The 22,289-nt window shown below is 62.9% G+C and carries 24 protein-coding genes and 1 pseudogene; 18 read left to right on the forward strand and 7 right to left on the reverse strand.

Annotated features, from left to right (window positions below):
• Nucleotides 1-276 (forward strand): annotated as a pseudogene (locus ACXJ7R_RS05115) (glycosyltransferase); the annotation flags it as partial.
• A gap of 2 nt (nucleotides 277-278) precedes the next feature.
• A complete protein-coding gene (locus ACXJ7R_RS05120; protein ID WP_457150861.1) occupies nucleotides 279-977 on the forward strand; it encodes a Stf0 family sulfotransferase in 699 nt (232 codons plus the stop codon).
• A gap of 54 nt (nucleotides 978-1,031) precedes the next feature.
• On the opposite strand, the gene dprA is transcribed toward ACXJ7R_RS05120, so the two are convergent.
• From dprA to ACXJ7R_RS05140, 4 genes are read right to left on the reverse strand one after another with little or no spacing between them, the layout of a single operon-like run.
• Nucleotides 1,032-2,165, reverse strand: coding sequence for a DNA-processing protein DprA (gene dprA / locus ACXJ7R_RS05125; protein WP_457150862.1), 1,134 nt, complete (start codon nucleotides 2,163-2,165; stop codon nucleotides 1,032-1,034).
• On the reverse strand, nucleotides 2,162-2,749 hold the full coding sequence (gene plsY, locus ACXJ7R_RS05130; protein ID WP_457150863.1) for a glycerol-3-phosphate 1-O-acyltransferase PlsY: 588 nt from the start codon (nucleotides 2,747-2,749) through the stop codon (nucleotides 2,162-2,164). Before plsY ends, dprA begins: the two co-directional genes overlap by 4 nt.
• A gap of 58 nt (nucleotides 2,750-2,807) precedes the next feature.
• Entirely contained in the window at nucleotides 2,808-4,094 is a 1,287-nt protein-coding gene (locus ACXJ7R_RS05135; protein ID WP_457150864.1) for a dihydroorotase, read from the reverse strand.
• Complete coding sequence (locus ACXJ7R_RS05140) at nucleotides 4,091-5,071, reverse strand: aspartate carbamoyltransferase catalytic subunit (protein WP_095091837.1); 981 nt, start codon at nucleotides 5,069-5,071, stop codon at nucleotides 4,091-4,093. Before ACXJ7R_RS05140 ends, ACXJ7R_RS05135 begins: the two co-directional genes overlap by 4 nt.
• A gap of 178 nt (nucleotides 5,072-5,249) precedes the next feature.
• Between ACXJ7R_RS05140 and ACXJ7R_RS05145 the strand changes: the two genes are divergently transcribed.
• From ACXJ7R_RS05145 to ACXJ7R_RS05155, 3 genes are all read left to right on the forward strand, one after another.
• Nucleotides 5,250-6,878 carry a DNA alkylation response protein gene (locus ACXJ7R_RS05145; RefSeq protein ID WP_457150865.1) on the forward strand — a complete coding sequence of 543 codons (1,629 nt, stop codon included), beginning with the start codon at nucleotides 5,250-5,252 and terminating at the stop codon, nucleotides 6,876-6,878.
• A 196-nt stretch (nucleotides 6,879-7,074) separates the two neighbouring features.
• Nucleotides 7,075-7,629, forward strand: coding sequence for a hypothetical protein (locus ACXJ7R_RS05150; RefSeq protein WP_457150866.1), 555 nt, complete (start codon nucleotides 7,075-7,077; stop codon nucleotides 7,627-7,629).
• Complete coding sequence (locus ACXJ7R_RS05155) at nucleotides 7,629-7,970, forward strand: DUF6105 family protein (RefSeq protein ID WP_457150867.1); 342 nt, start codon at nucleotides 7,629-7,631, stop codon at nucleotides 7,968-7,970. Before ACXJ7R_RS05150 ends, ACXJ7R_RS05155 begins: the two co-directional genes overlap by 1 nt.
• Here ACXJ7R_RS05155 and ruvX read toward each other — a convergent pair.
• Nucleotides 7,888-8,394 (reverse strand): Holliday junction resolvase RuvX, encoded by a 507-nt coding sequence (ruvX, locus tag ACXJ7R_RS05160; protein WP_457150868.1) that lies wholly within the window; start codon nucleotides 8,392-8,394, stop codon nucleotides 7,888-7,890. The two genes, ACXJ7R_RS05155 and ruvX, sit on opposite strands and share 83 nt — an antisense overlap.
• A gap of 123 nt (nucleotides 8,395-8,517) precedes the next feature.
• Between ruvX and ACXJ7R_RS05165 the strand changes: the two genes are divergently transcribed.
• The 6 genes from ACXJ7R_RS05165 to ACXJ7R_RS05190 all read left to right on the forward strand — a co-directional run bounded on the left by ACXJ7R_RS05165 (nucleotide 8,518) and on the right by ACXJ7R_RS05190 (nucleotide 12,934).
• Nucleotides 8,518-9,225 (forward strand): metal-dependent hydrolase, encoded by a 708-nt coding sequence (locus ACXJ7R_RS05165; protein WP_095091835.1) that lies wholly within the window; start codon nucleotides 8,518-8,520, stop codon nucleotides 9,223-9,225.
• 24 nt (nucleotides 9,226-9,249) lie between these two features.
• On the forward strand, nucleotides 9,250-9,666 hold the full coding sequence (locus ACXJ7R_RS05170) for a hypothetical protein (protein WP_457150869.1): 417 nt from the start codon (nucleotides 9,250-9,252) through the stop codon (nucleotides 9,664-9,666).
• A 125-nt stretch (nucleotides 9,667-9,791) separates the two neighbouring features.
• Nucleotides 9,792-10,079, forward strand: coding sequence for an Asp-tRNA(Asn)/Glu-tRNA(Gln) amidotransferase subunit GatC (gene gatC, locus ACXJ7R_RS05175; RefSeq protein WP_095091833.1), 288 nt, complete (start codon nucleotides 9,792-9,794; stop codon nucleotides 10,077-10,079).
• Nucleotides 10,080-10,086: 7 nt separating this feature from the next.
• Nucleotides 10,087-10,542: a GNAT family N-acetyltransferase gene (locus ACXJ7R_RS05180; RefSeq protein WP_457150870.1), complete on the forward strand. Its 456-nt coding sequence runs from the start codon at nucleotides 10,087-10,089 to the stop codon at nucleotides 10,540-10,542.
• Nucleotides 10,542-12,107: an amidase gene (locus ACXJ7R_RS05185; RefSeq protein ID WP_457150871.1), complete on the forward strand. Its 1,566-nt coding sequence runs from the start codon at nucleotides 10,542-10,544 to the stop codon at nucleotides 12,105-12,107. Before ACXJ7R_RS05180 ends, ACXJ7R_RS05185 begins: the two co-directional genes overlap by 1 nt.
• A 29-nt stretch (nucleotides 12,108-12,136) precedes the next feature.
• Complete coding sequence (locus tag ACXJ7R_RS05190) at nucleotides 12,137-12,934, forward strand: YdcF family protein (RefSeq protein ID WP_457150872.1); 798 nt, start codon at nucleotides 12,137-12,139, stop codon at nucleotides 12,932-12,934.
• Here the strand turns inward: ACXJ7R_RS05190 and ACXJ7R_RS05195 are convergent.
• A complete protein-coding gene (locus tag ACXJ7R_RS05195; protein ID WP_457150873.1) occupies nucleotides 12,907-13,626 on the reverse strand; it encodes a DUF599 domain-containing protein in 720 nt (239 codons plus the stop codon). The genes ACXJ7R_RS05190 and ACXJ7R_RS05195 overlap by 28 nt on opposite strands.
• 179 nt (nucleotides 13,627-13,805) lie before the next feature.
• Here ACXJ7R_RS05195 and ACXJ7R_RS05200 point away from each other — a divergent pair, with 179 nt between their 5' ends.
• The 4 genes from ACXJ7R_RS05200 to ACXJ7R_RS05215 all read left to right on the forward strand — a co-directional run bounded on the left by ACXJ7R_RS05200 (nucleotide 13,806) and on the right by ACXJ7R_RS05215 (nucleotide 17,420).
• The gene (locus tag ACXJ7R_RS05200) at nucleotides 13,806-15,209 is read left to right on the forward strand and encodes an L-serine ammonia-lyase (RefSeq protein ID WP_457150874.1); all 1,404 of its coding nucleotides are present in this window, start codon (nucleotides 13,806-13,808) and stop codon (nucleotides 15,207-15,209) included.
• Between the two features lie 234 nt (nucleotides 15,210-15,443).
• Nucleotides 15,444-15,881, forward strand: a complete 438-nt coding sequence (locus ACXJ7R_RS05205; RefSeq protein WP_457150875.1) for a DUF1489 family protein — start codon at nucleotides 15,444-15,446, stop codon at nucleotides 15,879-15,881.
• A gap of 109 nt (nucleotides 15,882-15,990) precedes the next feature.
• Nucleotides 15,991-16,722: a VWA domain-containing protein gene (locus tag ACXJ7R_RS05210; protein WP_457150879.1), complete on the forward strand. Its 732-nt coding sequence runs from the start codon at nucleotides 15,991-15,993 to the stop codon at nucleotides 16,720-16,722.
• Entirely contained in the window at nucleotides 16,722-17,420 is a 699-nt protein-coding gene (locus tag ACXJ7R_RS05215; protein WP_457150876.1) for a DnaJ domain-containing protein, read from the forward strand. The genes ACXJ7R_RS05210 and ACXJ7R_RS05215 overlap by 1 nt, the downstream gene beginning before the upstream one ends.
• Nucleotides 17,421-17,467: 47 nt before the next feature.
• On the opposite strand, the gene ACXJ7R_RS05220 is transcribed toward ACXJ7R_RS05215, so the two are convergent.
• Nucleotides 17,468-18,928, reverse strand: a complete 1,461-nt coding sequence (locus ACXJ7R_RS05220; RefSeq protein WP_457150877.1) for a D-alanyl-D-alanine carboxypeptidase — start codon at nucleotides 18,926-18,928, stop codon at nucleotides 17,468-17,470.
• A gap of 285 nt (nucleotides 18,929-19,213) precedes the next feature.
• Here ACXJ7R_RS05220 and ACXJ7R_RS05225 point away from each other — a divergent pair, with 285 nt between their 5' ends.
• The 3 genes from ACXJ7R_RS05225 to clpA all read left to right on the forward strand — a co-directional run.
• Nucleotides 19,214-19,543 (forward strand): phasin family protein, encoded by a 330-nt coding sequence (locus ACXJ7R_RS05225; protein WP_184874143.1) that lies wholly within the window; start codon nucleotides 19,214-19,216, stop codon nucleotides 19,541-19,543.
• 277 nt (nucleotides 19,544-19,820) lie between these two features.
• Nucleotides 19,821-20,150: an ATP-dependent Clp protease adapter ClpS gene (gene clpS / locus ACXJ7R_RS05230; RefSeq protein ID WP_010909565.1), complete on the forward strand. Its 330-nt coding sequence runs from the start codon at nucleotides 19,821-19,823 to the stop codon at nucleotides 20,148-20,150.
• 6 nt (nucleotides 20,151-20,156) lie between these two features.
• Nucleotides 20,157-22,289, forward strand: a 2,133-nt coding sequence (clpA, locus tag ACXJ7R_RS05235; protein WP_457150878.1) for an ATP-dependent Clp protease ATP-binding subunit ClpA, incomplete at its 3' end; no start/stop codon positions are given.

A 22,289-nucleotide genomic window follows, 5' to 3' on the forward strand; every position in this document is an offset into this window, starting at 1 on the left:
GTCGTTGACAGCGCCGCTTCGCTCCWCAACGTGGCCCATGATAGCCAAGCGAGATTGCATCGCCTTGAAGGGCAGCTATCCAGCCTTTCAAGCTCTGTCGCTGATGGTTCTGCTTCCCTCAACAGCGCGACCCAGGACAGTCGGGCTGCATTGCATCGAATTGACGGGGAGCTGTCGCGCCTTTCAAATTTCGTCAATGAGAGCAAACGGCTCTACAACGGCATGATGCCGCTTTTTATAAGAAAAATGTTTCGTCGGGCTCGGGGGCGAGGTTGAAGTTGTCTGGTGGCGTTCGTGGCTATTCAATTTGCACATCGCCAAGGTCCGGCAGCAATTACCTGTGCCAGCATCTCAGCAGCACCGGAATGCTCGGGCATCCGCTCGAGTATTTCAATTGGAGGGGACGCCGCTTTTTCGACGATCCAAATTTTCCCGAAGATGTGGCAGGGCAGGTCGAAAAAATTCTCACCATGGGCGCAACCGCCAATCGTATCTATGGTCTGAAAATCTTTGCCCACCAGCATGATTSGATCTCAAGCGAAATAGGCTGGTTCGACGCGCTTCCGAATCTTCGGTTTATCTCTCTATCAAGGCGGGACCTTCTCGGTCAGGCAATATCCTGGGCGAGGGCCCTCCAAACCGGTCAATACCGCTCTACTCAACCGGTGAGCCAGGAAACGGTTTTCGATGCCGAGCTGATCCAGAGGCAACTCGATGCGCTGGTTCGGGAGAGGGCGCGTTGGGAGATGTTCTTTGCCCGGACCGGGATTGATCCTCTCAGGCTTGAATACGAGTCGATAGTCGCGGATCCCCTGGATGCCATCCGTCAAGTCGCGGACATGATGGGTGTGACGCTCCAACGCAGCCCGGATTCGACCAGCATCGTGATCCAGCAACAGCGAGACTCAATCAGCTTCGATTGGGCGGATCGTTTCAGGCGTGAGCGGGGCAATCCAAATACGCTGGACTTTGTGTAGGGCTACCTGCATGCGGTGACGAACGTCGAACGGGTCGGGGATCGACGCTGCCCTTCAGCGACCTTCGAACACCAGCGAAACATGTCCGCCGTCATGCCGCTCGAGCCGGCCGGCGAGGTCGAGTTCCAGGAGCACCATGAAGACCTGGGCCGGATGCAGGCCGGTGTGGCGGATGATCTCGTCGACCGACACCGGCGTCGGGCCAAGCGCCTCGATGACGCGGGCGCGGTCGCTTTCGCCGGGCGGCGGCGTGACCGAGAAGTCGGGCGGGTCTTGAAACGGCGGCACATCCGGCGCCCGCAAACCGGTCAGCGGCGAGATCGCCCTGGAAATGTCCGAGGCCTCGGTGACCAGGGTGGCACCGTCCTTGAGCAGGCCGTTGGTGCCGGCGGCGCGCGGATCGAGCGGCGAGCCCGGCACGGCGAAGACCAGCCGGCCCATTTCGCCGGCAAGCCTGGCGCTGATCAGTGATCCAGAGCGCTGCGCTGCCTCGACCACCACCAACCCAAGGGCCGCGCCCGCGACAAGGCGGTTGCGGCGCGGAAAATCCTGGGCGCGCGGCTGCCAGCCGAACGGCATTTCCGAAATGACGGCGCCGCGCTCGGCAATTTCCTCGCACAAGCCGGCGTTTTCGGGCGGATAGGGCAGGTCGAGCCCTCCGGCCAGCACACCGATCGTGCCGGTCGACAGACTGCCTTGATGCGCCGCCGTGTCGATGCCGCGGGCCAGTCCCGAGACGATGCCGTAGCCGTCGCGGCCGAGTTCGGCAGCCAGCATGCGCGCCATCTTGATGCCGGCCAGCGATGCGTTTCGGGCACCGACGATGGCGACCCCCGGCAGCCGGAACACGGCGGCATTTCCCTTGACGGCCAACAGTGGCGGCGGATGGTCCATGTTGCGCAACAGCGGTGGATAGTCGGGCTCTCCGATGCCGACAAAGCGCGCGCCGGCCTTTCGGGCTGTTTCCAATTCGGCCTCGGCTTCGGCGATCGACGGGATGCGGGCGATGCGGTTGGCGCCGCCCGAAATCATCAATTCCGGAAGGATTTCCAGCGCAACCTCGGCAGAACCGAAGCGGTTGATCAGATCGCGGAAGGAGGCCGGACCGACATTCTGGGTGCGGATCAGCCGCAGCCAGCTCACCCGCTGCCGGTCGCTGAGGCGCGGCCCGGCGGCGGGTTCGCTCACGTCTTGGCTCCGATCTTGCCCTCGGTGCCGGCAAGCAGGCGTGAAATGTTTTCCCTGTGCTTGATGAAGACGATGATGCTCATCACCACGAACAGGGCGGCGATCTGCGGCGTGCTCAGGAAATAGAGGGCGATCGGCACGACAATGGCCGCCGTCAGCGCTGCCAGTGAGGAGTATCGGAACAGGAAGGCCATCACCAGCCAGACGATGGCGAAGATCAGCGCCACCTGCCAGGCAAGCCCAATGAGCACGCCGAGATAGGTCGCGACGCCCTTGCCGCCCCTGAAGCCCAGCCATGCCGGGAAGAGATGACCGAGAAAGGCGCCGAGACCGGCCCAAATCGCCAATTCAGGGGCGAAATGGCCTGTTATCAACACGGCGGCGGTGCCCTTCAGCGCGTCGAGCAGCAGCGTCGCGGCGGCAAGCCCCTTGTTGCCGGTGCGCAGCACATTGGTGGCGCCGATGTTGCCCGAGCCTATCTTGCGCACATCGCCAAGGCCGGCCGCGCGGGTGAGCAGCAGTCCGAAGGGAATCGAGCCCAGGAGATAGCCGAACACCAGCGCCGGGATGAGGCTGTAAGTCATTGTTTCCCCCGCATTTCCCCCAGAATGGCCGGATCAGGCGCGGTGCGCGGTGGCCGGCTCAGATTGAGAACACTGTGCGGCCCGCCACCAGCGTTTGCAAGACCTTGCCCTGCAACCGCGCGCCTTCGAAACAGGTGTTTTTCGAACGCGAGCGAATGCCGCTCTCGGCGACGATCCAGGGTTCGTCCAGATCGACCAGCGCAAGATCGGCAATCGCCCCCGGCTTCAGCGTGCCGCCAGGCAGGCCGAACAATCTCGCCGGCGCAGTCGATAGCGTCTCGATCAGCCTGAGCAGTGGCACATCGCCATTGTGGTAGAGCCGCAATGCCGCTCCCAGCAGGGTTTCGAGCCCGATGGCGCCGGCCGCCGCATCGGCAAAGGGCAGGCGCTTGGTGTCGACATCCTGCGGATCGTGCGAGGAGACGATGATGTCGATGGTGCCGTCCCTGACCGCTTCGATCATGGCCAGCCGGTCTTCCTCGGCGCGCAACGGCGGGGTCAGGCGGAAGAAGGTGCGGTATTCGCCGACATCGTTTTCATTGAGCGACAGATTGTGGATCGCCACGCCCGATGTCACGGTCGCGCCATCGACTTTCGCCCGCGTCACGGCGTTTGCTGCCATCGCGGTCGAGATCTTCGCCGCATGGTACGAACCGCGCGTCAGCCGTGCCAGCGCAAGGTCGCGCTCGAGAGGGATGGATTCGGCTTCACGCGGAATGCCGGAAAGGCCGAGCCAGCTGGCGTATAGGCCCTCGTTCATGACGCCGGACGAACCGAGGTCCGCGTCCTGCGTTTCATGCACGATGGTGGCGCCGAAGTCGCGCGCATAGGTCAGCGCGCGGCGCATAACCAGGGCGCTCGATATGGTGTGGCGGCCGTCGGTGAAGGCGACGGCGCCGGCTTCGCGTAAGAGGCCGAACTCGGTCATCTCGCGGCCGTCGAGGCCCTTGGTGATCGCCGCCGCCGGAAAGACGTTGACGCTTGCGGTGTCCTTGGCGGTGCGCAGCACGAACTCTACCAGCGCCACATTGTCGATCACCGGATCGGTGTCGGGCATCATGACGACGGAGGTGACGCCGCCGGCCGCCGCAGCGACACTGGCCGAAGCGATGGTTTCGCGATGCTCGCCGCCCGGCTCGCCGATGAAGACGCGGCCGTCGATCAGGCCTGGAATGATCGCCTTGCCGGCGCAGTCGATAACGGTCGCACCCCCGGGCGTGCCCTGGTTCAGCGCTGCCTTGCCGGCGGCGACGATCTTGCGGCCATCGAGGATGACGGAGCCGACTTCGTCGACACCGCGCGATGGGTCGACAATGCGAGCGCGCTCAAAGACCGTTATGCTCATGCGCCACGGCCCTCTTGATTGCGGCCCTCTTGATTGCGACGCGGGTCGAGCAGCGCTTCCATCACCGCCATGCGCACGGCAACGCCCATCTCGACCTGTTCCTGGATGACGCTTTGCGGGCCGTCGGCGATTTCTGAGGCGATCTCGACGCCGCGGTTCATCGGGCCGGGATGCATCACCAGCGCGTCGTCCTTGGCGGCCTTCAGCTTTTCGGCATCGAGGCCGAAATAGCGGAAATATTCGCGCACCGAAGGCACGAAGGCACCTTCCATGCGCTCGCGCTGCAGGCGCAGCATCATCACCACGTCGGCGCCCTTGAGGCCTTCGGCCATCGAGCGGGTGACGATGACGCCCATTTTCTCAATGCCACTGGGCAACAGGGTCGACGGTGCAACGACCCGCACCTGCGCGCCGAGCGCGTTGAGCAGCATGATGTTGGAGCGAGCCACGCGCGAGTGCAGGATGTCGCCGCAGATCGCCACGATCAGCTTCGACAGCGGACCCTTGGCGCGGCGGATGGTCAGCGCATCGAGCAGAGCCTGTGTCGGGTGTTCATGCGCGCCGTCGCCGGCATTGACCACCGAGCAGCCGACCTTCTGCGCCAGAAGGGCGGCAGCGCCCGCTGACTGGTGGCGGATGATCAAGATATCGGGCCGCATGGCATTCAGCGTCATCGCCGTGTCGATGAGCGTTTCGCCCTTCTTCACCGATGAACTCGCCACCGACATGTTCATGACATCGGCGCCGAGCCGCTTTCCGGCGAGCTCGAACGACGATTGCGTGCGCGTCGAAGCTTCATAGAAGAGGTTGATCTGGGTGCGGCCGCGCAGCGTCGAAGTTTTCTTCTCGGACTGCCGTGAAATCGCGACAGCGCGGTCCGCCCGGTCGAGCAGAAGCTCGATGTCGGCGGGGGAAAGATCGCGGATGCCCAGAAGATGGCGGTGAGGGTAGAGTGGCAGGGACGAAGCGTCGGTCATCTCAAGGCGTTGCTATAGGGTGGAGATTTTGCGGCTGCAAGCGGCAGCTTTGGATTGGAGCTGTTCTCCCCGGTATTTTCATCGTGCGCCTTGTATGGCTTGGGCTATATCTAGCCGATGGCCTCGGATTCGTGGTTTTCTGACGATAGGGACCTTTCTCCCGATAAAAGGATTGGGCGTGACCGACGACGTGACGAACCAGCCGCCGCCGCTGACGGGCGGCAACGCCTGGCGGGGCGATCCGTTGCTGATCCAGCTTGCGGAGCGCTTTTCCGATCCGGTGCGCAAGGACCTCGACGGGCTCGGCCGTTTCGTGCTGACGCAGGAGGCGCAGGAGTTAGCCCGTCTCGCCAATGCCGAGACGCCGAAGCTCAGGACGCATGACCGCCAGGGGCGGCGCATCGATGTGGTCGAGTTCCATCCCGCCTATCATGCCCTGATGCGCCGCTCGGTGGCCAATGGGCTGCATTCCTCGGTTTGGGAAAACGGCGACGCCGAGATTGGCCGCCGCCACCAGGTCCGCGCTGCCCGTTTCTATCTGACAGCGGAGCTCGAGACCGGGCATCTGTGCCCGATCACCATGACCAATGCTTCCCTGGCGGCGTTGATGGCCAGCCCAAAACTGTTTCGCGAATGGGCGCCGCGGGTGACGACGCGCAAATACGACCAGGGCCAGAAGCCACCGGTCGAAAAGACCGGGCTGACGCTCGGCATGGGCATGACCGAGAAGCAGGGCGGCACGGATGTGCGCGCCAATGTGACAAGGGCGGAACGCGTCGGTAGCGGGTTCTATCGCCTGACGGGGCACAAATGGTTCATGTCGGCGCCGATGTCGGATGCGTTCCTGGTGCTCGCACAGGCGCCGGAGGGGCTGTCTTGCTTCCTCGTGCCGCGCGTTCTCGGCGACGGCTCGGGCAACGGTTTCCGTTTCCAGCGGCTGAAGGACAAGCTCGGCAACCGCTCGAACGCCTCTTCCGAGGTGGAATTCGTCAACGCCATCGGCGAGATGGTCGGCGAACCGGGTGCGGGCGTGAAGACGATCATGGACATGGTGACCTTGACCCGGCTCGACTGTGCGGTCGCATCTTCGGCGATCATGCGTGCAGGTCTTGCCGAAGCCGTTCATCATGCCCGCCATCGACAGGTGTTCGGCGCCAATCTGATCGAGCAGCCGCTGATGCAGCGGGTGCTGGCCGACATGGCGCTCGATGTCGCCGCCGCCACCGCGCTGTCGTTCCGGCTGGCGCGGTCCTTCGACGAGGCGGCGAGCGATCGCGGCGAAGCCGCATTCGCCCGCGCCATGACGCCGGTCGTCAAATACTGGGTGTGCAAGATCGCGCCGCCTTTGCTCTACGAGGCGATGGAGTGCCTCGGCGGCAACGGCTATGTCGAGGAGGCGCCGCTCGCCCGCTACTATCGCGAGGCCCCGGTCAATGCGATCTGGGAAGGGTCCGGCAATGTCATGGCGCTCGACGTGCTGCGCGTGCTCGGGCGCGCGCCCGGCCTGTTCGAGGATGTGCTGGCCGGTATCGACCGTGACCTCGGCGCCGGCGGGCGTGGCACGATCGGCGTGCTGAAGGCGGCGATGCAGGTTGCCGCGACCGACGACGGCTCGGCCCGGCTGCTTACCGAACAGCTGGCGCTATCGGCGGCGGCGGCGGAATTGCGTCGGCTGGGGGCAGGGCGAATCGCCGACGCGTTCGTCGAGACGCGGCTCGCCGGCCAGTGGCGCAACACTTATGGCATGCTCGATTCGCGTCATGACGCGCGCATGATCATCGACACGCTCTATCCGCCTGTGAATTGAGTTTTCAAGATCGCAAAAAAGTGGCGCCATCGATCATTTTGAGGCGTCGGCGAGCCCCCACACGCGCGTCACTAATCGCCGTTAACCTTAACAAATGGTTTCCGTTGCGGTGACGAGCGGCAAAGCCCACTGTCGCGGCGAGAGCAAGGAATGGTTCAAATTGGCCAAATCCCTGCTTTGCGAAGCAGGAATGGCGATGCGACATGTACTGACCTCTTTTCTGGCCTTGCACTGGGCGATCGTTTTCGCCCTGCTTGCGTTCATATGCATCGACGGAAACCGTGGTGTTGCTGCAGCGCTGGGTGTGTTGGGTGCCACCATCGAGGGCACTCGCTTCATCGACCTCGACAACGCCATAGTCGTGGCCCCGCTCGCCACCGCCTTGCTGGTCGTCGCTGTGCTGTTCTTCTGGGCCTTTGTCGAAACCCTGATCAATGACGCGACCAGCCAGGGTGTCGACAGCGTCGCCCGCATCGCTTTCATCTCCGCGTCCGGCGTGTTGTCGCTGATCGTCGTCGGCGGCGCCGCGCAAGGCATCAGCGGGCTGTTCATGGTTGTGGCGGTGCAGCTGGCGGCACTTCTGGCATCCTATGTCGCCATGCTTGCCGAGCGACGGTCCGTTGCGGCGGTTGCTCAGGGCGATGGCGAGATCCGCGTCGCCGCGCACGCCATGGCCGAGGCCGCGGCCCACAATTCGCTGCTTTCGCTCATATCGGGCCGGACGGGCCCGAATCCCAGGGGAGGCCGCTGATGCGTTACATCTTCGCATTGTGGGCAGCCCCGATGGCGCTGTTCTGGGGCTGGTTCTACCTGTCGCTCAACGACATGAACTTCGGTTATGTCATGCTGAGCCGGCGGCTGCACGACTTCGTCTTCCAGCTCTATGGCCAGATGCTCGGTATCGATCCGGCGACCATCCCCGGCATGGTGGCAAAGGCCTGTGTCTTCGACGGGTTTCTGCTGATGGCGCTGTGGGCGTTTCGCCGCCGCCGCGAGATCGCCGGCTGGATCAAGCGGCGCTGGGCGGGTCCGGTTCCGTTCGAGCGGATGCGTGGAGCGACTGAAGCCGGTCCAAAACTCCCTGCAGAATAAACGCGGCTGCCGCCGAATCGATCTTGCCGGCGCGTTTGCGGCGCGAGAAATCCATTTCGATCAGCGTCCTTTCGGCCGCTACCGTCGATAGCCTTTCGTCCCAGAGCACGAAAGGCAGGTCGCTCACCTGCGCCATGTTGCGGACGAAGGCGCGCGATTTCTGTGCGCGTGGCCCTTCCGAACCGTCCATGTTGATCGGCAGTCCGATCACCACCGCGCCGGCATTCTCCTTCTGCAGCAGGGCTAGCAGCACGACAGCGTCGAGCGAGAATTTCCTTCGCATGATGACTGGGCGCGGATGGGCAAAGGAGAACCTCTGGTCCGAGACGGCGACGCCGATCGTCTTGTCGCCGAGGTCAAGCCCTGCCAGCGTCTTGCCGCCGGCAAGCCGCGCCGGCAATTCCTCGATCGTGATAATGCCCAATGGCCGTCCTTCGCCCTTCACCGCCATGTGTTCTCTCAGACACACAACGGACACAGTAACCCTTTGATCTCAGGGCTATCGGCGTTCTATCCTTTGGCAAGGCAAAAATCGAGGAAAGCATTCATGAAATTGACCTGGTACGGCCACTCGGCGTTTCGCATCGAAACCGCTGACGCCAAGATCCTCATCGACCCCTATCTGATCGGCAATCCGTCCTGGACGGGCGGCTGGGAAGGGCCGGCCGAGGGCATCACGCATGTGCTGCTGACGCACGGTCACAGCGACCACATCAGCGGCGCGCTGGAAGTGCTGGGCAAAAGCGGCGCCCAGTTGGTCGCCAATTTCGAAATCTGCATGTACCTGGTGGGCAAGGGCGCCAGCGACAAGAAGATCAACCCGGGCAACATCGGCGGCACCGTCGATTGCGGCGGTTTCACCACCACCTTTGTCCAGGCGCTGCACTCCTCATCGTTCCCGGGCGATGGCGGCCAGAACACCTATCTCGGCAATCCGGGCGGCCTCGTCCTGCATTTCCCGGAAGACCGGACGCTCTATCACATGGGCGACACCGACATCTTTTCCGACATGGCGCTGATCAACGAGTTGCATGAACCGAAGATCGGCATCGTGCCGATCGGCGACCGCTTCACCATGGGCGGTGCGGTGGCCGCGCTCGCCTGCCGCCGCTTCTTCAAATTCGAAACCGTGGTTCCCTGTCACTTCGGCACGTTTCCGATGATCGATCCGACCGCCGATAAGTTCGAGGCGGGCCTGGAAGGATCCGGCGTGAAGGTGGCATTGCCGAAGATCGGTGAGACGATTACGATTTAGACGCAGCCAAAGCGGAATGAAACCATGGCCTTGAGGCAGTCTCTTTGCGTGTCCATGTTGGTCGCGGCGTCACCCGCGCTCGCCGCCGACGATTTCATCGAAGGCGTCTACCTCCAATCCGAGGAGCTTTGCACACAGGCCAGGAAGGCTACGCTGCAGACGCTGATCGACGCTGGCAACATCGTGCTTTCGGCGCATGGCCTGCAAGGTGTCGAATACAATTGCGAGTTCGTACAGATCAGCAAGGCGACAGCCTCGCCAAGCTGGGCGGTGACGGCCATCTGCCAGGAACCGGGTTATGTGTTTCCCGACGTCCTTTCAGTGACCCAGATGAGCTCGACGCAGATCGATCTCGTCTCGGTCCGGCCGGCCGATGACGAAAGCGAGGCGAACGGCAACAGCGGCAGCTACTATCTGTGCGAGGGCGTTGCCCTGCCATAGACAGYATCTAAACGGTAGACCGATGACAGAAGAGCTGGGCCGACGCCTGGTGCTCTCGCACGATGCATGTTGCGCCGCGCGCGCGGCGCCGCTATAGCCCGAACTGGTTTTCCCCGAGGCAAAACATGTCCGTTGACGTCAAGACAGTGAAGCGCGTCGCGCGTCTCGCCCGCATTGCGGTGAGCGAAGAAGATGCCGAACGCATGACTGGCGAGCTGAACGCCATCCTCGGCTTCGTCGAGCAGTTGAACGAGGTCGACGTTTCCGGGGTCGAGCCAATGACCTCGGTGACGCCTATGGACATGAAGAAGCGCCAAGACGTCGTCACCGACGGCAACAAGGCCGCCGATATCGTAGCCAACGCACCGGCGACCGAAGAGAATTTCTTCCTCGTGCCGAAGGTCGTGGAGTAGCGCGCCGATGGCTATCGAGATCGCCGTTGAAACGCCGCTGCAGGAGGACGTGCGCGGTCTGGTCAACGAGCTCAACCAAACGCTGCTCGAACTGACGCCGCCGGAGCACTGCTACCACCTGACGGTTGAGCAGATGGCCGGTGAGGATACGACCGTTTTCATCGCCCGCGACAACGGCCTGGCCATCGGTTGCGGCGCGCTGAAGCGTCATGACGGCGCCATCGGCGAGGTCAAGCGCATGTACACGCGGCCCTCGCATCGCGGACGCAAGATCGGCGCAGGGATCGTCGAGCGGGTCGAGGCGCTGGCGCGCAAGGAGGGGCTGAAACGCCTGGTGCTGGAGACGGGCGATCGTCATCCAGCCGCGTGGACCGTCTACGAACGCGCCGGGTTTTCGCGCTGCGGCCCGGTGCTGGATTATCCCGATTCCGAGTGGTCGGTGTTTTACGAAAAGAGCCTTTGATGAGCGACCTGACCCAGCTTACGATTTCACAGGCCCGTGCCAAGCTGCGCGGCAAGGAAATCACCGCGACCGAAATCACCGAGGCCTATCTCGCCGCCATCGATCGCGCCAATCCGGTGCTCAATGCCTATGTGGCGGTGACCGGCGACAAGGCGCGCGACATGGCCAAGGCGTCCGACGCCAAACTGGCGAAGGGCGAGGGCGGTGCGCTGGAAGGCATCCCGCTCGGCATCAAGGACCTGTTCGGCACCGAAGGCGTCCATACCCAGGCCTGCAGCCATGTGCTTGACGGGTTCAAGCCGCGCTACGAATCGACCGTTACCACCAATTTATGGACCGACGGCGCGGTCATGCTGGGCAAGCTCAACATGGACGAGTTCGCCATGGGCTCGTCCAACGAGACGTCCTACTACGGCCCGGTCATCAACCCGTGGCGGCGTTCGCGCCTCGACACGGTGGTGATGCCGACCACGCATCAGGGCGACGGCGGCTTCGTATCGGCTGGCGGCACCAGGACCGCGCGCAGCCTGGACAATGCGCAACTGGTGCCGGGTGGTTCCTCCGGCGGTTCGGCAACCGCGGTCTCGGCCTTCCTGTGCGCCGGCGCGACGGCGACGGATACGGGCGGCTCGATCCGCCAGCCGGCGGYCTTCACCGGTACTGTCGGCATCAAGCCGACCTATGGACGCTGCTCGCGCTGGGGCATTGTCGCCTTCGCCTCGTCGCTCGACCAGGCCGGACCGATCGCCCGCGATGTGCGCGATGCCGCGATCCTGTTGAGGTCGATGGCCTCCGTCGACCCGAAGGACACAACCTCGGTCGACCGGCCGGTGCCGGACTATGAAGCGGCGATCGGCAAGCCGATCAAGGGCATGAAGGTCGGCATCCCCAAGGAGTACCGCGTCGACGGCATGCCCGAAGAGATTGAGGCGCTGTGGCAGAAGGGCATTGCCTGGCTGAAGGACGCCGGCGCCGAGATCGTCGATATTTCCTTGCCGCACACCAAATACGCGCTGCCGGCCTATTACATCGTGGCGCCCGCCGAGGCGTCGTCCAACCTCGCGCGCTACGACGGCGTCCGCTACGGGTTGCGCGTGCCGGGCAAGGACATCGTCGATATGTATGAGAAGACCCGCGCCGCCGGTTTCGGCCGCGAGGTCAAGCGCCGCATCATGATCGGTACCTATGTGCTGTCGGCGGGCTATTACGACGCCTACTATCTGCAGGCGCAGAAGGTGCGCAATCTGATCAAGCGCGACTTCGAGAAGGTCTTCGCCACCGGCGTCGATGTCATCCTGACCCCGGCGACACCATCCGCCGCCTTCGGCATCGCCGATGAGGACATGGCGGCCGATCCGGTCAAGATGTATCTGAACGACATCTTCACCGTCACCGTGAACATGGCTGGCCTGCCGGGCATCGCCGTGCCGGCGGGGCTCGACGCCAAGGGCCTGCCGCTCGGCCTGCAGCTGATTGGCCGGCCGTTCGATGAGGAAACCCTGTTCCAGACCGCCGCTGTCATCGAGCAGGCGGCCGGCACATTCCAGCCGGAGAAGTGGTGGTAAGGATGTCGCTCGTCCAACGGGGTTGAGCGATGTTCTTCTATCTTTCCAAAGTCTTCTGGTTTTTCGTCCAGCCGCTCAACCTGACGATCTTCCTTCTGCTGGCGGGATTGGTTGCCGCAATGATCGGCCGCCGGCGGCTTGCCGTCACCGGCAGCGTGCTGGCGTTTCTGATCCTTGGGCTGTCGGCCTGGACGTCGCTTGGTGCGATGATGCTCAACCCGCTGGAGGAGCGTTTCGCGCGCCCGCCACTGCCGGAAAAGGTCGACGGCATCGTCGTGCTCGGCGGCGGCTTCGAAGGTGCCATCAACCTGGTGCGCGGCGGCTATGAATTGAACAGCGGCGGCGACCGGATGGTCGAGACCGCGATTCTCGCCCGGCGCTTTCCAACCGCGAGGGTGGTCGTCTCCGGCGGCACTGGCGAACTGTTCCTCGAAGGCGAGGGCGACGCAGCCACGGCACCCCGATTGCTCACTGCGCTTGGTGTGACGGCCGATCGCCTGATCCTCGAGAACAAGTCCCGCAACACCTATGAGAATGCCGTCTTCACCAAGGAGCTGGTAACACCGAAGCCCGGCGAGACCTGGCTGCTGGTGACCTCGGCCTTCCATATGCCGCGCGCCAAGGCGCTGTTCGACAAGGCCGGTTTTGCAACCATTCCCTGGCCGGTCGACTACCGCACCACGGGGCGGGAAGGCATCGGCCTGTTCCGCGACAATCCGGCCGATTCGCTGCAGGTCACCACAATGGCCATCCGGGAATGGATCGGGCTCTTCGCCTACTGGATATCGGGCCGAATCGATCAGCCTTTTCCCGCGCCCGGCGGCTGACCGATCACCGCATGTCTGGCCGCCGAGAAGAACTGGCGCCGCACCAGCACGGCCAGGAGCAACAGCGTCGACAAAACGAACACCGTGGGATCGACGAACCAGCCGAGATAGCCGATCGAGAAGAACACGCCGCGCAGGCCGGAATTGAAATGCTTTCCGGCCAGCATGTTCATTTGCGTCGCACGCCAGACCGCTGTTTCGGTGACCGGGTTGCGTGACGCTTCGCCATGCTGGATCGGCACGGCGCCGATCAGGATCGTGCAATAGTTGAACAGCCGGTACGCCCAGCCGAATTTGAAGAACGAAAACGCCAGGATCAGGACCAGTCCGAACACCTTTATCTGAAAGGCCGCGCGCGACGGGGCGTCGCCCAGGGGCAGGTCGCTCAGCACCTCAAGTACCCGATCGGATGCGCCGAGCAAGGCAAAGCAACCGCCGATCGCGATCAATGAGCTGGAGGCGAAGAAGGCGGTTCCCTGTTGCAACCCGCTCATGATGGCGGTGTCGACGATGCGGATCTCGCGTTCGGCCATGGTGCGCATCCAGGCTTGCCGCTGCGTGTTCATCGCCGTTGTCAGCGACACGCGGCTGACCAGCTTGCCGTCGGAGGCAAGCGTGTGCAGCAGCCACGCGACGAGGAAGAAAGCCAGCGCCGCGAGATCGGCTGTCGAAAGATCGAGGGAATCGCCCATAGTCCGAATTTATCACATTCAGTGCGATCGCTTCGATGCCCGGCAAAGGGCGATCGAACCAATGTCGCTGCCGGAGCAAACAAGGTCGGCAGGCGATGCGCCGCGATTGCCAAAAGAGCGGAAACATCCTCTGAATTCCTATATGTGGTCCTTGACGTGACTCCAGGAGACAGCGCCGCGTGTTCCTTTCGGTTTTCGACCTGTTCAAGATCGGCATAGGACCCTCGAGTTCGCACACGATGGGTCCTATGACCGCCGCAGCGCGGTTTCTCGACGAGGTCGCGGGAACTGACTGGCCGCGTCCGGCGGGCGTCAAGGTCGACCGTCTCGCCGCCAGCCTGCATGGCTCGCTCGCCTACACAGGCATCGGCCACGGCAGTGATCGCGCGGTCGTGCTCGGCCTTGCCGGCCTGACGCCGCAGACTGTCGATCCCGATCAGGCTGATGGCATTGCCAGCCGCATCACCGTGGAGAAGCGCATTTCGCCGCCTGGCCATCCGTCCTATCGTTTCGACCCGGCCACCGATCTGGTGCTGGACCGCAAGACGCCGCTCACCGGCCACGCTAACGGGATGGCGTTCTATGCTTATGATGCGGGCGACCGCCTGCTGCTCAAACGCATCTACTATTCGATCGGCGGCGGCTTCGTGGTTTCGGAAGAAGAGCTGCAGCGGATGAAGGCCAAGGGGTCGGTGACGACCGAAGGCAAGAAGGTGCCGTATCCCTTCAAGAATGCGGTCGAGATGCTGGCGATGGCCGGCAAAAGCGGCCTTTCCATCGCCGACATGAAGCGGATCAACGAAGAGACGCAGATGTCGCGCGAAAAGCTCGACGCCGGCCTCGATGGCATCTGGAGCGCCATGAAGGGCTGCATCGACCGTGGCCTGTCGCAGGACGGCATCATGCCGGGCGGACTGAAGGTGCGCCGGCGCGCGCGCATGCTGCATGACAAACTGCAGGAGCAGTGGCAGCAGAACAGACCCAATCCTTTACTCGCCAATGATTGGCTGTCGATCTACGCCATGGCGGTCAACGAGGAGAATGCCGCCGGCGGCCGCGTCGTCACCGCGCCGACCAATGGTGCGGCCGGCACACTGCCGGCGGTGCTGCGCTACTGGCTGCATTTCCATCCCGAGGCCGATCAGCCGAGCATCCGCGACTTCCTGCTGACGGCCGCCGCCGTTGGCGGCATCATCAAGACCAATGCCTCGATCTCCGGCGCAGAGGTTGGCTGCCAGGGCGAGGTCGGGTCGGCATCCGCGATGGCCGCGGCTGGCTTGTGCGCCGTTATGGGCGGCACGCCAGAACAGGTAGAAAATGCCGCCGAGATCGCGCTCGAACATCATCTCGGCATGACCTGCGATCCGGTCGGCGGGTTGGTCCAGGTGCCCTGCATCGAGCGCAATGCGCTGGGCGCGGTCAAGGCGGTGACGGCTGCGTCACTGGCGATCAAGGGCGACGGCATCCATTTCGTGCCGCTCGACGCGGCGATCGAGACGATGCGCCAGACCGGCCTCGACATGAACGAGAAGTACAAGGAAACCAGCCTTGGCGGGCTCGCCGTCAATGTCGTGGAGTGCTGAGAGGCCGTTTGGAAACCCACTCCGGCGGCCATCTGGCGGCGTTTTCTGCGCTTCCAGTGCTCACGGATCCAAATGTCCGTTGCGCTCCGGTTCTCGAAAACACCACCATATGACTAGCCAGAGCGAATTTCGAAACGGCCTCTGGGCACCACAGGCTTGGTGTCTGGGTGCTGGCACTGTGGAGAAGTCGATCAGGCCGTTGACGCATCCGCGCGCCGGACTAAACCTTAAGCGATGTCTCTCAATCTCATAAAACTCTGTGTCGGCTGCGACAGCGTCGAGGATCTCGAAGAGTGGATCGCCTTTCGCCTCGACGAGCGGCGGCGCGCCGGTGAGCCGGTCGAGCAGTATCACACGACGCGAATGGTGCCGACGCGCGGCGCCGAGATCACCGACGGCGGTTCGCTCTACTGGGTGGTCAAGGGCAATGTGCAGTGCCGGCAGTTGATCACCGAGATCCGGCCGTTCATCGACAGCGAAGGCATCGGCCGCTGTCATCTCATTCTCGATCCGCAAGTCGTGCGCACCGATTGGCAGCCGCGCCGGGCCTTCCAGGGCTGGCGCTACCTGAAACCGTCGGACGCGCCGGCCGATCTCGGCAAGGGCAAGGCCGGACTGATCGAGATGCCGCCGAAGCTCAGGCGTGAGCTTGCGGACCTCGGCCTGCTATAAGCCGTCGCACCTCAAGGGGCTGTCTGCTTCAATTGCGGCTGGTTTGCTGGCCTCAAACTTGCGTCGCACTGGACTTGCAAGCGGCGCGACAACGCCACATCTTGTTTTCATGAGCGACAAAAAGCAGCCCGTGCCCACAAGGGCCAATCCTGCGCCGGTCAAACCTCAATCCAACGCCGGCGAGATCGAAGCGTTTCTTCGGCAGGCAAGGACGCTGGCTGCGTCGGCGATGGGATCGGGCAGGCTAATCCTTTCGCTCGACGCGACGATGAGCCGCCAGCCGACCTGGGATCTGGCTTGTGAGCTGCAGGGCCAGATGTTCGATGCCGTCGGCAAGGCCGGAACCCTCAGCGTCCAACTGGTCTATTTTCGCGGCCTGGGCGAGTGCCGTTCGTCCGCTTTCGTGGCCGACACCAATGCCTTGAAGCAACTGATGACGCGAATCGAATGCCGCAGCGGCAACACCCAGATCGGCAAGGTGCTGGCGCATGCGCTGAAACAGACGGCCACGGCCAAGGTCAATGCGCTGGTCTATATCGGCGATGCGATGGAAGAGAACATCGACGATCTGGCTGAAAAGGCCGGCAGCCTCGGCCTGCATGGCGTTCCCGTCTTCGTGTTCCAGGAAGGTCATGATTCCGGCGCAGAAAAGGCGTTTAAGGAAATCGCGCGGTTGTCCAAAGGGGCTTGGTTCCGATTTGATCGGAGGGCTGCCGCGACCCTGGCAGGACTGCTCTCGGCGGTCGCGGTGTTTGCAACCGGTGGGTTGAAGGCGCTCGAAGCCAGGGGCAAGCCGGAAGACCGGCTTATGATTGAGCATCTACGGGGCGGCGGGAACTGATGGGCGCAATCATCGCATTGGTGGCACTGCTTTTGGTGCTTCTCGGCGTGGCCACGATCTTCCTTCGCGCCGACCCGGCAAAATTGGCCAGCGGCATGAAGACACTTGGGCCGGTCCTTCTAGGGTTGGTCGGCATCGCTATGGTTGCGGTCGGGCGCGAAGGCATTGGCGGCATAATTCTGTCGGCGGCAATCGCCTGGTATGGTTCCATGCGGATGAAGCAGCCGACGGCAAAGCTCGCGCCGGGCAAGCGGTCGACAGTGCGCACCGCGGCACTCGAAATGGAGCTTGATCACGATACCGGCGGCCTCGAAGGACTGGTCCTGGCTGGCCGCCACGAGGGTAAGATGCTTGGCGCGATGGGGCTGGCAGAGCTGCAGCATCTCTACCGCGAACTCTCCGGCGATCCGGAGAGCCGGCAACTGCTAGAGACGTATCTTGACGGCAGATTTCCCGTCTGGCGCAAAAACGCTGAGACGAACGGTGGCGAAGGGCTGGGTGTTGCGCCAGGTTCGGGCGCCATGACTAAGGAGGAGGCCTACAAGGTCCTTGGTCTTGAAGCGGGGGCCGCCGCGGCGGATGTCCGCAAGGCGCACCGCCGCCTGATGCAGCGCCTGCACCCCGATATCGGCGGCACGTCTTTCCTGGCRGCGCGGATCAATGAAGCCAAGGACGTCTTGCTCTCCAATCACAATTAGTTCTCCTTCGACGCAGAATTTTTCCGGGAGATTGTTTCCACTCCGTCCTACTGTTGGACGGCGTAGCACTCGATGTTCTTCTTCTTCAAAGCGGTGCAGGCCTTCCAGGCGGCGGTCTTGGAACTAAAGCCGCCGAAGCGGGCGCGATAATAGGTGACGCCGTCCTTGTCGAAGGCGACGGTGAAGCCGGAAGCGTCGGCCAGCGCCTTGGGTGCTTGCTTGGTGGTCTTGTCGAGGAAGGCCTGGGCTTCGGACTGCTTGGGCGACGAGGCAACCTGGATGGCCCAGCCCGATGGCACCGACGCGGTGTTGACCGGGTCGACAGTTGGCGTCGGCGCCGGCGCCGGTGTTGGTTCGGCATAGGCCGCCACGACCTGAGCCGTGGCCACCTGCGGCGCCGATACGATGACGGTCTTGACCTTTTTCGCCTTGACGACAGGGGCGGCGTCTTCGGCAGCCTCTTCGCTCGGCTCGCTCTGCGCGGTGCTGTCCTCCGCTACAGTGGCGTCCTCGGCAACGGTCGCATCGTCCTGGGTCGCGTCATCTTGCGCCACCACCGGCTTGTCGTCCGGCGTTGGCGCGTCGTGCTTGGGCAGCAGGACCTTGGCAAGGGCCGTGATCGGGTTGCTGCCGCTGGCTTTGGCGACCAGATCGCCGCCACCACGGGTCGATGCGCGCGGCATATAGGTGTTGATCAAGGCAGCCATCTGGTTGTCGCGGCTGCCGCCCGACGTGCCACCCATGACGACGCCGACTATGCGGCGATTGCCGTCGGAAACCGACGAGACGAGGTTGAAGCCGGAGGCGCGGGTGTAGCCGGTCTTGATGCCGTYGACGCCCTTGATGCGCCCAAGCAGGCGGTTGTGACCATTGATGCGCTGGCGCCCATAGAGAAAGGAACGCTGCGAGAAGTAGCCGTAGTACTGGGGGAAATGCTCCCGCAGCGCGATGCCGAGCGTCGCCATGTCGCGCGCGGTGGTGAATTGGCCGGGATTGGGCAGGCCGTTGGCGTTGCGAAACACGGTGCCGTTCATGCCCAGCGCACGCGCCTTGGCGGTCATCATGCGGGCGAAATTGGTTTCATTGCCGCCGAGCATTTCGCCGAGCGCGGTCGCCGAGTCGTTCGCCGATTTGGTGACCATCGACAGGATTGCGGTTTCGACCGTGACCGAGCCGCCCGGCTTCACGCCAAGCTTCGTCGGCGGCTCGGCGGCGGCGTTGGCCGAAAAAACGACTTGCGAGTTCCGGCTGATCTTGCCTTTCGCCAGCGCCTCGAAGGTCAGATAGAGCGTCATCATCTTGGTGAGCGAGGCTGGATAGCGCCTACCATCGGCGTCCGCCGAATAAAGCACCTTGCCGGTCTTGGCGTCGATGACGATTGCCGCGGACCTCGCCGCCAGCGACGAGGCAACGTCGCCGCAGACGACTGTCATCGCCAGGGCGAAGATCATCATCGTTTTGAGAGGGGAGGTGGATTTGGAAACGATGCCCAACAACGCCTGACGCACTTGTATTTCCCTTGGATTCTTCGTTGCGCTGGAGGCGGCAAAGGGTCCTGCCTCACTTCCAGCCAAAGCTACCGGGGCAGCGTTACCAATCCGTTTATGGTAACCGCCGCGTTCACCATTTTCTTCGGGCTTGAAGCTCTCTTTATTCGATTTTTAGCCATTGATTGCGCAGGCGGTGTCTGGACGCCGGCGAAATGTTGACTTTTGTGCGACGCACAATATATTAGCGTGCATTGCACAAGAGCGCCCCGAAGAAGGACGCTTCAACCCAAGGGAATGCGTGAAATGACCCAGACCTATGAGGACTTCAGCAAATACGGCAAAGAGTTTGCCGATACCGGATTGAAGAGCTTCGCTTCGCTCTCCAAGGGCGCGCAGGCGATCGCCACCGAAGCTGGCGAATACACCAAGAAGAGCTTCGAAGCAGGCAGCGCCGCCGTCGAGAAGATGTTCTCGGCCAAGTCGCTGGAAAAGGCGATCGAGATCCAATCCGATTATGCCAAGCAATCGTATGAGGCGTTCGTAGCCGAGGCCACCAAGATTGGCGACCTCTATGCCGAACTCGCCAAGGAAGCCTACAAGCCGTTCGAATCGATCGTTGCCAAGGCAAAGTAATTTCGCCTGACGTGAGCAAGATCCGGCCCTTTGGGTGCGGGACAAAACCCGGTCGCGGAAGCGTGGCCGGGTTTTTTCATGTCAATTTCCGCTCCAAGGCCTCGCGCCCCTTCACGATTGCGAAAATCGGCCAAGTTTGGTCACCTAGCCATATTGTCAGCTAAACAGAAGGGCTTAAAATCGTCCATCGAACACCTACATGTCGAACTCGCATGGGGATTCGAAGAGGCAGGAATACGTGACGATCGATTTGACTGCCACGAGACGCGTGGCGCGGATGCAAAACGGCGGCGGCGACGGCAATGAGGCCGGCCGCGGGACGGCCGTTATCACGCGCACCAAAACCAAGACCAAGAAGCCCAGCCTTTACCGGGTCCTCATCCTCAACGACGACTACACGCCCATGGAGTTCGTGGTTCACGTGCTGGAGCGTTTTTTCCAGAAGGACCGCGAAGCCGCCACACGCATCATGCTTCATGTTCACAATCATGGAGTGGGCGAGTGCGGGGTCTATACATTCGAGGTGGCCGAGACCAAAGTGTCTCAGGTCATGGATTTCGCCCGACAGAATCAGCATCCGCTGCAATGCGTGATGGAGAAGAAGTGAGGTAACATGCCGGCTTTCTCCCAAGGCCTGGAAAAGGCGCTTCACCAGGCGCTGACGCTCGCCAATGAGCGGCACCATGAATATGCAACTCTTGAACATTTGCTGCTCGCGCTCATCGACGACACCGAGGCGGCCGCCGTCATGCGCGCCTGCAATGTCGATCTCGACGAGCTGAAGCACACGGTTCTCACCTATATCGACACCGAGCTCGACAATCTGGTCACCGGCTACGACGAGGATTCCAAGCCGACCGCCGGTTTCCAGCGGGTCATCCAGCGCGCGGTGATCCATGTGCAGTCGTCCGGCCGCGAGGAAGTGTCGGGCGCCAACGTGCTCGTCGCCATCTTCGCCGAGCGCGAGAGCCATGCCGCTTATTTCCTGCAGGAACAGCAGATGACCCGCTACGACGCGGTCAACTATATTTCGCACGGCATTGCCAAGCGTCCGGGCGCGTCGGAAACGCGTTCGCCGCGCGGCTCCGATGACGAGCAGGGCGGCCAGAACGGCGCCGAGCCGCAAGAGGAAGGCGGCAAGAAGAAGCAGCAGCAGGACGCGCTGACCGCTTATTGCGTCAACCTCAACAACAAGGCCAAGGCCGGCAAGATCGATCCGCTGATCGGCCGCGAGTCCGAGATCAACCGCACCATCCAGGTGCTGTGCCGCCGCTCCAAGAACAATCCGCTCTATGTCGGTGATCCCGGCGTCGGCAAGACGGCGATCGCCGAAGGCCTCGCCAAGCGCATTGTCGAGGGCGACGTTCCCGAAGTGCTGCACAATGCCACGATCTTCGCGCTCGACATGGGCACGCTGCTCGCGGGCACGCGCTATCGCGGCGATTTCGAGGAGCGGCTGAAGCAGGTCGTCAAGGAACTCGAGGACTATCCAGGCGCGGTGCTGTTCATCGACGAGATCCACACGGTCATCGGGGCAGGGGCCACATCAGGCGGCGCCATGGACGCGTCGAACCTGTTGAAGCCGGCCTTGTCGTCGGGTGCGATCCGCTGCATCGGCTCGACCACCTACAAGGAATTCCGACAGTTCTTCGAGAAGGACCGTGCCCTGGTGCGGCGCTTCCAGAAGATCGACGTCAACGAGCCGACCATCGAGGACGCCATCGAGATCATGAAGGRCCTCAAGCCCTATTATGAGGAGTTCCACAAGGTGAAGTTCACCAACGAGGCGATCAAGGCCTCGGTGGAGCTGTCGGCGCGCTACATCAACGACCGCAAGCTGCCGGACAAGGCGATCGACGTGATCGACGAGACCGGTGCCTCGCAGATGCTGGTGCCCGAAGCCAAGCGCAAAAAGACGATCGGCATCAAGGAGATCGAAGCGACGATCGCCACCATGGCCCGCATCCCGCCGAAGACGGTTTCGGCCGACGACGAGAAGGTGCTGCAGGGTCTCGATATCGAGCTGAAGCGCGTCGTCTATGGCCAGGATACCGCGATCACTGCGCTGACCTCGGCGATCAAGCTGGCGCGTGCCGGCCTGCGCGAACCGGAGAAGCCGATCGGCTCCTACCTGTTCTCGGGCCCGACCGGCGTCGGCAAGACCGAAGTGGCCAAGCAGTTGGCTGCATCGCTCGGTGTCGAGCTGATCCGCTTCGACATGTCGGAATATATGGAACGCCACACCGTATCGCGGCTGATCGGCGCGCCTCCCGGCTATGTCGGATTCGACCAGGGCGGTCTGCTGACAGACGGCGTCGACCAGCATCCGCACTGCGTGCTGTTGCTGGACGAAGTCGAGAAGGCGCATCCGGACCTGTTCAACATCCTGTTGCAGGTGATGGACCACGGCAAGCTGACGGACCATAACGGCAAGCAGATCGACTTCCGCAATGTGATCCTGATCATGACCACCAATGCGGGCGCGTCGGATGCGCAGCGCGCGGCGATCGGCTTCGGTTCGACCAAGCGCGAAGGCGACGACGTCGAGGCGATCAACCGGCTGTTCACGCCGGAATTCCGCAACCGTCTCGATGCGATCATCCCGTTCGGCTCGCTGCCGGTGCCGGTCATCCATCAGGTGGTGCAGAAGTTCGTCATGCAGCTCGAGGCCCAGCTTTCCGAGCGTGGCGTCACCTTCGACCTGTCGCCCGATGCCATCGCCTGGCTCGCCGACAAGGGTTATGAC

The sequence above is a fragment of the Mesorhizobium sp. P5_C1 genome (assembly GCF_054049815.1).